The sequence below is a fragment of the Labilibaculum manganireducens genome (genome assembly GCF_963665805.2).
Lineage (GTDB): Bacteria > Bacteroidota > Bacteroidia > Bacteroidales > Marinifilaceae > Labilibaculum > Labilibaculum manganireducens.
The window spans coordinates 1,881,035-1,892,920 of the sequence record NZ_CAXXEE010000003.1 but is presented as its reverse complement, the minus strand read 5'-3'; the positions used below and the strand labels follow the sequence as shown (position 1 = coordinate 1,892,920).

The window sequence follows — 11,886 nt, the reverse complement described above, 5'->3', positions numbered from 1 at the left end:
TTAAGCGCAATTTGCCTTGCGCATGGTTAAACTTACATCTAGGGAGTGTTAGAGCACTCCCTTTATTTTATTTCACAGTAATAACATTTTTATTTATTGTAAAGGATGTTTCGCCCGTTCCTTTGAGCAGAGTTAATATTGATTCTATTTCTCCATAGCGAGGCACATCCACCGAAAACCTCTTATCTTTCACTTTTGAATTTGCAAAAAAGACTTTGACATCGTACCACCTCGCCAAATCATACATGATATCTTCAATTCGCCGGTTATCGAAAATAAATTTCCCGTTTTTCCATGCAGTTACAGACTCTATGTTTGCTTTGCATTCAAGCATCGACTGATCCGATTTATTCAAAACAACCTGTCTGTCGGGAGTCAACCGAATTAATTCTCCACTCGAATTGCTCACTTCAACACTTCCCTCCACCAATGTCGAAATTATCTCCTTCTCATCAGAATAGGCTCTTACATTAAATTCTGTGCCCAATACCTTAAGTTCCATCCCCTCAGATTCTACTATAAACGGCCAATCCTTGTTCTTTGCTACATCAAAATACAATTCCCCTTTGGCAACTACCCTTCTTTCTTTTCCTGAAAATTTAGATGGAAATTCCAAATACGAATCAGCATTCAGTTTAACTACTGTTCCATCGGGCAATTCCACTTCATATTCTCCTCCAATGGGCGTTACAATCCGGTTCAGCTTGTTTCGTTTTCCACCTTCCATTAAGTCAGAATTTATTTTCAGTTTCTCACTGTCCTTTTCCACTACTAAATTATCAGCAGAACGAAACCTACTCGAAGTATCCTTCTTTAAATCGACGACCTCGCCATTGGCAAAATATAATTTCGCATTGAACTCACCTGGCTTAATTTCGTAAAACTGTGCCATTTCCTTATTGTACTTAGGAACCTGATTCAATATAAAAAAACCAATTGCTAAGGGAAGCACAATAACTGCTGCATAAGCCAATATCCTGCGATAGTTTATTTTTACGGAAATTTTTTGATCAATCTGCTTCCAGGCTTTCTCTGAATTAAAAACATCGTAACTGGTACTTTTATTCAGGATTCTTTCTTTTGTGGTTATTTCATCAAAGAGTTGTTTATTTCTTGGTACTTCGAGCCACAGATTCAACTCTTTCTTCTGATTCTCATCCAATTTCCCCTTAAGATACCGGACAATCAAGTTTGAAATATTGTTGTTTGATTTGCGCATAATTTCCCCAATTTGATTCTAAGAAACGTTTACCTGCCATGTGGGTGACAGACCGAAACAATTTTTTATCAATTTAAGAAAAAAGAAAAGATAACTGGCATGGCAAAAGGCAATTGGCAGACAATCCTGTTATTAGAACAGCTGAGATCACAGCTGATTTTAGTTAGGCAAGTAAAAGTAATAGAAGCCAGTGCATTCCCTTTAACCGGCCTCGCAGGAACTGATAACCTCTTTGTTTCAGAGTTTTTACTGTATTCACAGAAACGCCTAAATCTGCTGCAATTTCAGGATTAGTTAAGCCGTTCATTGTCATAATCACCACTTTTCTAGATTGTGGAGACAGATCTTCAATGGCCTCGTAAATTTGAGAATGGACTTCTTCTTCAACAATTGAATCTTCCAGATACCAATCGGAAGATAAAGCAAGAATATCTGCTTCGCTTTTCTCTTTTACTGATTGATGGCGAAGGTGATTTAAACAGGCATTACGAACAGAAGAATACAGGTAGCTTTTTATTGCGTTAAAGCTTGAAATTTCAGCTCTCCTGTTCCAAAGTCCCAAAAAGGATTCTTGTACAATATCATCACAAACATCAGTGTCCGCAATAAATTTTCTGGAAAATCCACACAACGGACGATAGTAATCCTCAAATATTCTCTTGAATATCAAACGATTTCCTTCTGCAAGTTGCTTTATCAATAAAGTATCATTTCCCATCGAAGTTCAAAATTAGAAATAGAAATGGGATTTCCAAATAAGAAATCTAATTCATAAAAAATAAGCTTCCCCCTTCCTGTTACATAACAAAGATTACAAAACATGAAATTAAAACAGTCACCCCTGCTATTTCATAATATTGTTTCAATAAATGCTTATAAAAATAGTAATCATCATACTTTATATTAGCTCAAATATTTTTTCATTAAGATTGGACAGGAACAGTTACACTGACAATTATTTATTTTACTCCTAAAAAAAACGCCTCCAAAATGAAGGCGTTTTAAGCTCATTACAATTAAATATTTAGTTTTTACAATCATGGCACACAAATAACCTGCTTACTTAAAAAGTTCTTCCAGCTTTTTCTCCAAAGACTCTCCACGAAGCTTATCATCAATCACTCCACCGGTTGATGTATCCACTAAAAAAAAATTAAGAAACATTCACAATTTAACAAAAATCCATTAAACTATGGAGCTGGTTAGTTTAAATCAGTTTTTGTACTTTTATATTTGCTCATTGTCGCAGTTAGCACTTCTATATCATTAGCAGGTACTTTTTGTTCTTTTGCCATTGCGATTGCAATTTGAATAGAAAAAATCGCTTTTGAAATGTTGCCAGCCTTACTATAGGTTGCTGCCAGTTCAGAATAAGCTTCTACACTTTTCCCACCGTGTCCGGTTCCATTATGTTCATTTAACAATAGACGCTCCTGAACTTTGGCAATGGCGATATAATCCCGCTTAGTAAGGTCATCTCTTCTTAAAGATAGAAACGCTGCATCACCTAAGTTAATATACTTAGAACGCGGATTTAAAGCCATTTCTTCTAACAACATCGGTACTTTACCTTTATCTATCTCTGTAAATGCCCATAATTTATAAAAAGCAACTTCATACTTTCTATCAGGAAATTGTTTTTCAAAAGCCTCTGCATCATCGATCATTTCCAGATAAGAGTTTTTCTGATCTTGAACCTCATTTCGTACCGTTGCAATAAATTTATCGTCAAGTGCATCTCTAAGGGTCATGACTTGTCTGGCTGTTTCGTTATTCCATTTCTTTGAAAGTACTTGCTGAAGTACCCAGTCCAAATTATCTAAATTGGCATCTACCCAAGCAATTTTGCCATTCTGATCGATAATAAATGTAGTGGGGAACCCCTGTCTACGGAGTGTCTTAATCCATGTATTATACATCGTATTTGCTTTATCATCAACAGCAACATCAAGCTTAAGTCTTTGCCCTTTAGATGTTTTAAGAAAATCTTTTACTACCACAGCAGCATCCTCATCTTTACGATCACCTAGCCCCTCATAACTATCGATTGAGGCAAAGCGGACCTTTCCTTTATATTTTTCAGCAACAGCACTAATATGTGGAAAGGAAGCAATACATCCGCCGCACCAGGTAGCCCAAAAATCAATAACATATACCTTCCCTTTTTCAAATTGATGAATTGGTTCTCCTTTAACCCAGCTTTGAACGATTATAGGCGGAGCATCGTCCCCAATTTTTAGTGTTGGATTAGTATTATACTGCGCTTGTAAAGTAGATGCTAGCAACATCAAACCAACAGCCAAACTATTTCGAATAATTTTAAGTGTTTTCATTTTTCAAATTTTTTATTATTCTCCTAAACAGAGCTGAAAATTAATTTTTAATTTAACTCTGCTTCAAGAATTAGTTTTATGTTATTTCTTAGATAATTTCTTTGAATATTCCTGCAGTATTTTTTCATATTCAACAATTTCACTGGCCGTTGGAGCGTACTCACTTTTATCTGCTTTAGCAGCCGCAACTGTCTTTTTTTGATATTCGACCGCTTCTCTAATATTACCAGATTTCAGGTAAGTACTTGCAATAAAACCAAGCACTTTTGAATTACCTTCTGTATCTTCCCATTTGATCATAGCCTCAGCTGCAAATTCATATACTCGTTTGGATAAACCATCTTTCATAACAACATTGGCAACAACAACCTGGCCGTCAAGCTTCGTTTTTTGCAGCTCCCATCCGTATGCTATGGCTTTATCTTCCGAATAATGCTCTAACAGCAGCATAAATTTATCCGTAACAAACATAAAACTGTTTTCAGGAAATTTAGCAATAGCATTATCCATTAAAACCAAAGCTTTATCATAGTTTTTTGCAGTCTCTGCCGCTTTATATTCATCAATAACTGCTTTAAAAACCGCTTCATACTTTGCTAGTTCCTGTGCCTGCTTATTCTGTTTTTCTAATTCTTTCGCTGGATCATATTTTCCCTGCTCTATATCTACCAGTACTGAATCCAGATAATAAGGATGACCGATCCAAGCAATTTTCCCCTTATCAATAACAAAAGAAGATGGAATACCATCAATACCAGCTGCTTTAAGCCAGTTATTCCCCATATCTTCTGCATTATTATCAGTAATGACATTATAGGTCAGCTTTCCTGATTTACTTTTATCCTTAACAAAGCCACTTACTTTATCATAGTAAAATTCCTGATTTTTATTACCTCCATGTTCGCTTTCCCAAACATCACAGCCAATAAAATCAATTTTTCCTTTGTATTTTTTTGAGAGCTCAGACAAATGAGGCATCGCAGCTATACAAGGGCCACACCATGTTGCCCAAAATTCAATAACATATATTTTATCAGCTGCCAATTCTGAAATACGAGGATCTCCCTGTATCCATTTGGAATACGAAAGCTTAGGAGCCGGATCACCAATTGTTAGTTTGCGCGGGGAGTTTTTTTCACTTTCCTGAGCAAATAATTTTATAGCAAACAGACACAAAATTGCTGCAGCTATAATTCCAGTTTTTTTGATTCTTTTATTCATTTTAATTTAATTTTATATTAATATTTATTTTTGGAGTTAAGACACTTCTATTCTTGACAAAACAATTTACCAGCTTATTAAATATTATTTTTTTTAATACTTAAATATCCTAAAACCGAAATTAACACAAAGCACACAATGCTAAACACAATCACAGATGGAACACCAATAATTAAGGGTAGCTTATCAGTGCCTGAAACTGATAACATACTGTAGGAATATGGAAAATAAACTGCTTTAGGCGTTTGAGAAATCATCACCCCCGCGATTGTTAAAAACATGCCGATTCCTAAAGAGACAGCAAAACTTTTAAATCTAAAGCTTAACCAAAATTGAATTGCTATAATTCCCAAACAAGCCGTAAAGGAAGTAAACAGCAATTTTATATGATTAAAATAGTCTGGGTGAAAATCTAAAAATCCTAAATCTGCATGAATTAGCCCCAATACTAAACCAGATAGCATTATGGCTGAATAATTTATAGAATAAGTAATAATTAAAGCAATAATAACAATAGTTAATTTACCAAAGTACACACTCCATTTAGGAATAGGCAAGGCAAATAAATATTTAAATCCTAATGACTTATGCTCAACCTGCATAATTAAACTCGTAATTAATGTAATAAACATAGGGATGAAAAAAGGGACAAAAGTTTGAACTTGTGAGTCTACAAACTGTATCCAAGGATTTATGCCTGTCCCGCCAGTTGATTTTTCATACATGACAATTTGTCCAGCAAAAAATAATAATGGAAAAAGCAGTGCAGTAGTAATTGTCAGCCAAACAACGGACGTATTCTTGACTTTAATTAGTTCACTTTTTATGCTTGATGTATAGTATAATATTGATATCATAATATTTAGTTTTCTGTAAGTTCTAAAAAGAGGTCTTCTAAATTATTTTTTATTGAAACTTGATAAATATTAATATTACAGGATCTCAGAATATCAATTACCTCGATAATTTCTTCCTTGTCCTCCACATCAATTTGAACCAAACCATTAAGCATAGCAGAATCCTTTTTATTATGCTGCTCTAAAACTTTCATAGTATCAACATGCTTGTCCGTATCAATTTCGATCGTTATATTTTTTCCTTTTGATTCTTTTAAGGCTTTAACTGTATCTTCATAGACCATTTTTCCATTTCTGATAATTCCCACATGCGTACATGTTTTTTCTATCTCACTTAATAAATGACTTGAAATAAAAATTGTAGTACCATATTTTTTATTTAAATCGGTAATAAGCATTCTCATTTCAATAATACCCTTAGGATCTAATCCATTGGTCGGTTCATCCAAAATAATAAGCTCCGGATTGCTCAACAATGAAATTGCTATCCCTAAACGTTGTTTCATTCCTAAAGAAAATTCTTTTACATTCTTCTTCTTGGCATTCACCAGATTTACAATTTCTAAAACTTCGTTAATCCGGTCATGACCAATATGCTGACGATAACTTGCAGCAATTCTAAGATTATCAACTGCATTTAAATGATCATATAAGGATGGATTTTCTATCAATGCTCCAACTTTATTTAATATTTCGATCCTTGTTTTTGCGTTGAATTTCTCTCTAAAAAGCGCAACCGTTCCCGAATGTTTTTTTAAAAGTCCTAATATTAAACGTATCGTCGTACTCTTTCCTGCTCCATTTGGCCCTAAAAAGCCATAAATACTCCCTTTAGGAACATGAAGCACCATATCTTCAATCTCTTTATGCGTTTTCTTATAAGAAAAATTCAGATTCTTAATATCTATAATATTTTTGTCCATGTACTATTTAATTTTTTTTAGATTATTTCAACAAAATACATTCACAAACACTAAACCACTGACTTGTATTAAAGACAGTCATCTTGTGATTTGCATAATTATTAATTTAAAACTTTTCACAGCTGAGCTCCAGTTGATACCTAGGTACTAGCTATTACAGCTTTAATTAATTTTATTACCGTAATTAGAACTAAAGACATTAGGATACAATTTGCTGAGAGCGACTTTTGGTTTTTTTGATCTCTAAACCAATGCTAATCATATATATATATGCGTATCAATTCAGCTTGTTATAACAGTTCAACAAACCTACTTTATAAAAATAAATACTACTAGATTGTATTTCACAAAAGAATAAAGTAAGTAGTTGTCCTTAAATGAAGAACAACCACTTTCCTTTAATTTATTGCTATATTCTTATACTTTATCTGGGATTTTGCTCTAATAATGGATTATATGCCCTAGTAAATTCAGGTATCGCCATAATATACCTGTTACTTCCAGGAGCAAGAGTGTAAGATTCCCCTTCTACGATTCTACTATAAGTATCAACTGGATCTCCATATGCCTGATACCTTCTAAGATCAAACCAATTAAGACCTGTAGTCGCAAACTCTCTTCTTCTCTCCTGCTTAACAATATTTAAGGCATCACTTAAAGAACTTGCAGACAATTCATAACTTGTCCCATTTTTTAATCGATATTTGCGTAAAGTATTAACATCCTGAACAGCCTTAGCAACGTTCCCACTGTTACCACTACGGGAATAACACTCAGCTCTTATAAGAAACATTTCAGGAATTGAAGCTGTCATACATTTATCATACCAGTTAACAAATCGTCTTGAATTCTCTGGATAAAAATTTCCATTTTGATCTAACCCTCTTGTCCAAAATTCATATCTCAAATCATTATCTATATAAAGATCATCTAATTCATCTGATAAATATATTGCACCTAATTCTGTTCCTGTATCAGGATATACGTCAACTCTAGTATGCCAAATAAATTCTGGATTACCGTAGCTCATAAGCAATGGTGAAAATGAATTCATATAGTCATCATGACTCGTAAACATATTTAAATCATTAAAATTTTCGCCCCAGGCATCAATCACCGAATTTGCATAAGTTAAAGCAGTAGTAAAATTACCCTTAAAAAGTTCAACTTTTGCAAGTAATGCATCAACTGAAACCTTAGAAGCTCTAAAATTCTTTTTAATATCCTCAGTTTCGGGAACAAGATCTCTGGCAATTTCCAGATCTGATTCGATCAATGCATATATCTCTGCAACTGTAGAACGAGGTAGTTTTTGAGTCAGGTCATTCTTCACAACCATAGGTACTGCAAGATCGGTATCCATTGTTAAAGCATCATAGTGCTTAGCATACATATTCACAAGCCAGAAGTAAATGTTCGCTCTTTGCGCATATGCCTGTCCTTTTATGCGTCTTCTTTGATACTCATCACCACTATCGGAGCTAGCTCCATCAATCATCTCTATAATTTGATTACAATAATAAAGCGTTTGATATGCACCATCCCAATCACCATCTGACTCGTTCATTCTATATTGATTTGCAGACCACATATAGGCACTTAAATCGTAAGTTCGTAATAAAAGAGCATCAGCAGGAATATATACATCCGGATCCATGTAAACAGCATTTTTTAATCCGAAACTTGTATACTGAAGCATTAAATCATAATCCTCTACAGTCGATGGAATTGCCTTACCTTTTGGCTCAACATCCAAGAAGTTATCGCAACTCCATAATGTTGCTACAGTAAGTAGCAAAAAATATATTTTTTTCATATCTTAATGGTTTAACTAATTAAAAAGTTGCCTTTAAGCCAACAATAAAACTCTTTGGTGTTGGAAACTTAAAGTAATACATCTCACTAGGCGCTTGATCAGGATCTATATCTTCATCATTTGCAGTCCACAACCAGAGATTTCGAGCTTGCAACATAATATTAAGAGATTTTAATGGCGTTTTTGATACAAGTCCTTTAGGAAGATTATAACTCAAAGACAGATCATTCAACCTAATTAAATCTGCATCCAATACATTAATATCAGCATTTTGATAAAAAGTGTCAAAAGAGCGCCCCCAAAGTCTGTTATATTGAGGTACATCAGTATTTAACTCATCTCCTGGAACTCTCCACCTATTAGCTAAATTTTCTCTTTGTGAAATACGGAGCTCAGATCCTACTGAACGTTGTGCTCTAAATACATGACCAAATTTATAGGTCATATTTACAGCAAGAGTCAAACCTTTGAAAGAAAAACTGTTTTTAAAGTTACCAAATACTGTTGGTGTTGAAGTCCCCATATATTTCAATGCCTTTGGGTCACCCGAATAACCCTTCCAAGATATGTTTTCATTATTTTCATCATAAATCATTGGTTGTCCCGTATTATCGAGCCCACCCCATTTATATGCAAAAACTCTTGATAAAGGTTTACCCATAATTGGTATACCTATATAGCCCATCATACCATAACTAGCATACAGTTCAACAGTTTCAATTGATGGCAGTGTTGCAAGGTAATTATCTAATGAAGCTCCAGAAATTCCAACATCAACAACTTCATTTTTATTGTTTGCAATATTCAGATTTGATTCCCAAATAAAACCGCCTTTTTTAACAAGGGCTGCATTTAAAGATATTTCAAATCCCTTGTTATTTATAGATGCAAAATTCACATTAGCAGCACTCCAGCCATTGGTTGCATCTAATGATTGCCTTCCTATAAGATCCTTACTATCTTTATTGTAAATTTCGAAACTACCCCAGATACGGTTATTCAACAAGCTCCAATCAATACCAATATTTAACATATAAGAAGATTCCCATTTTAGTTGATCATTGGCAGGGTTAGATAATTTAATGTATGGATCACCTGTTGAATAGTTTATGTCATATATACCCATTAATTCAGGAAAGAAGCTCTTATTGGCACTTCCACCTACTCCATAGGTAGTTCTGAGCATTAAATTGTCAATCCAGTCTGTACTAGACATGAAATCTTCTTTAGAGATATTCCAACTCAATCCAGCAGACCAGAGAGGTTTATATCTGAATTCCTTACTACTTCCAAACAAGTTAGACTGGTCAATTCTACCACTTGCCGTAAAAGTATACCTGCCACCATACGTATACGATCCATTCACAAAAAGGGACACATCCCTGTTATCAACCTCAGTATAAGAACTAAATGGATCATATGCCTGTGCTGTAAAACCAAACCATGCTGCATTTTGCATCGTACTTAACCAGTAAGATTCATCCATAGGCTTATATTTCAAAGTCTTAGGATCAAATCCAAATTTCTCATCACTGTAGCCATAAGTTACATATTTGCGAACCTCTGTACCCGCAATTGCCGAGATTTGATGCTTATCATCATCACAAGATGCATTGTAACTAAGCTGGTTTCTCCATGTAAAAGCCTCATGATCATTTTTTCCGGATTTTAACCATCCACCTTTTGGTAGTTGATAAACAAGCCCCCCCATGCCATCTTCAATGGTATAGTCATTAATCAATTTCCTTGTTTCAGGATGCTTTATACTTTTAAAATCTCTTGATTTGGAATAACCTCTTTCGTATTGAAATTTGGTATCAAATACGAGTTCAGGTATAATTTTATAATTTAAGCCAACCTGCAATCTTGCATCAAATCCTTTCGTTGTGTTATCATTATACTTCTGTATATCAAGAAGACTACTTGTGTAAGGCAAATAACCTTTTGCTTCAAGTTCTCTCCCATTATCCTCATTTACCTGGTAATACTGGACAGGAACTCCATTTGCACCAACAAGAACATCATATGGTTTTTTATAAAGCATTTTATCAATATCTATACCATTATTTTCTTCACTAGCATAAGTAAGATTGGCAGCTGTAGTCAATGTGAAACTTTCTGAAAGAATGTAATTATTTTTAAGGTTAACATTAAATCTATCATTACTATCCCCAACAGACGAACCCTTATTTCCGTTATAAGATGCAGATGCGTAGAATGAACCCTTATCACCACCACCAGTTATAGACAGATTCGCTTGATGTGAGATTGCGTTTTGTAAGAAATACCTTGCCATTTGCTTTTGTGCATTCACATTTCTCATACTGGCAATCTTTGTATCATATTCTTCCTGTGAGATTACACCATCCTTTTTATCTTTATATACGGTTTGCAAAGAATTAAGCGACCAGTGAGGTGCCCATACTGGATTCCAATCACCTGCATCATAAGACTCAATATCAAGATCTATATTGTCAGATGTACTCATCATATTAAGGTCATCAAAATCGGGTTTATTTTCAATGGTCAAATAATATGAAGCATTTACTTGTGCTTTTTCCTTGATAGATCCCATTTTAGTAGTAAGCACTATAACACCATTGGCAGCCTTTACGCCCCATATTGAAGTTGCTGCAGCATCCTTCAATACAGTTACTGACTTTATATCATTTGTATTAATTGTACTTAAATCGGCTTCAACAGGAAAACCATCTACAACGATTAATGGACTTGATTTACCATAAAGAGTACCTACTCCCCTGATGGTAATTTCGTTATTTCCATCTACATATAATCCTGGAACCAAACCTTCAAGACTAACTGTAATATCTGAAGTTATACGCTGTTCGAACTCCTCTTGACTAATCTGTGAAAATGAACCAGTCGTTCTTTCCCGTGATAACGTTTGATAACCTGTTACTACAACTTCATCCATTTGCTCAGAATCTGCCTGAAGTGTAATATTCAGTACTGACTCCCCATTGTATGCAACTTCCTTAGGTAACATCCCAACAAAAGAATATAATAAAACTGCATCCTCATCTTCCAAAGAAATTGCATAATTTCCATCAATATTGGTAGCAACCCCCTTATTGGTTCCTTTTACAACAACAGATACTCCAGGAAGTGGAACACCATCTTTGTCGGTCACTTTTCCGCTTACTCTTTTTTCCTGCACTGCGGGTGCTGGTTCTGCAGCAGGAGCAACGTACTCTCTTTCCGAAATGATAATTACATTATCATCCAGCTGATAGTCTAAACCACGTTCATACAAAACATCTTCCAAGAGCTCTTTTAAATCCTGTTGATCGGCTTCGAGACTTATGGGTTCTTTGCTCAACACCAGGTCGTAATTGTAAAGAAACTCGTAATCAGTCTGACTCTTAATTTCTGAGAAAAACTCAATAAGACTGGCATTGTGCATATTCATATTCACCTCTGCATTCTGTCCCTTCACGCTTGCGGTAAGCTGAAAAACTCCGACCAGCATAAACATTGTAAGTAACTTCATACGCAT

Annotated in this window: 8 protein-coding genes; all 8 read right to left on the bottom strand. The window is 34.7% G+C overall.

The window, feature by feature from the left end; translation table 11 throughout:
* Positions 1-67: 67 nt before the first annotated feature.
* The 8 genes from ACHZAX_RS07280 to ACHZAX_RS07245 all read right to left on the bottom strand — a co-directional run bounded on the left by ACHZAX_RS07280 (position 68) and on the right by ACHZAX_RS07245 (position 11,880).
* Positions 68-1,219, bottom strand: coding sequence for a FecR family protein (locus tag ACHZAX_RS07280; protein ID WP_320018591.1), 1,152 nt, complete (start codon positions 1,217-1,219; stop codon positions 68-70).
* A gap of 163 nt (positions 1,220-1,382) precedes the next feature.
* Positions 1,383-1,937, bottom strand: a complete 555-nt coding sequence (locus tag ACHZAX_RS07275) for an RNA polymerase sigma-70 factor (protein WP_320018590.1) — start codon at positions 1,935-1,937, stop codon at positions 1,383-1,385.
* 484 nt (positions 1,938-2,421) lie between these two features.
* The gene (locus ACHZAX_RS07270) at positions 2,422-3,552 is read right to left on the bottom strand and encodes a TlpA family protein disulfide reductase (RefSeq protein WP_320018589.1); all 1,131 of its coding nucleotides are present in this window, start codon (positions 3,550-3,552) and stop codon (positions 2,422-2,424) included.
* Between the two features lie 81 nt (positions 3,553-3,633).
* Positions 3,634-4,773 (bottom strand): TlpA family protein disulfide reductase, encoded by a 1,140-nt coding sequence (locus ACHZAX_RS07265; RefSeq protein WP_320018588.1) that lies wholly within the window; start codon positions 4,771-4,773, stop codon positions 3,634-3,636.
* A gap of 77 nt (positions 4,774-4,850) precedes the next feature.
* Positions 4,851-5,630 carry an ABC transporter permease gene (locus tag ACHZAX_RS07260; RefSeq protein ID WP_320018587.1) on the bottom strand — a complete coding sequence of 260 codons (780 nt, stop codon included), beginning with the start codon at positions 5,628-5,630 and terminating at the stop codon, positions 4,851-4,853.
* Positions 5,631-5,635: 5 nt separating this feature from the next.
* The gene (locus ACHZAX_RS07255) at positions 5,636-6,553 is read right to left on the bottom strand and encodes an ABC transporter ATP-binding protein (RefSeq protein WP_320018586.1); all 918 of its coding nucleotides are present in this window, start codon (positions 6,551-6,553) and stop codon (positions 5,636-5,638) included.
* Positions 6,554-6,977: 424 nt separating this feature from the next.
* Complete coding sequence (locus tag ACHZAX_RS07250; RefSeq protein WP_394698240.1) at positions 6,978-8,351, bottom strand: RagB/SusD family nutrient uptake outer membrane protein; 1,374 nt, start codon at positions 8,349-8,351, stop codon at positions 6,978-6,980.
* A 37-nt stretch (positions 8,352-8,388) separates the two neighbouring features.
* Positions 8,389-11,880, bottom strand: a complete 3,492-nt coding sequence (locus ACHZAX_RS07245; RefSeq protein ID WP_320018584.1) for a SusC/RagA family TonB-linked outer membrane protein — start codon at positions 11,878-11,880, stop codon at positions 8,389-8,391.
* Positions 11,881-11,886: the final 6 nt, after the last annotated feature.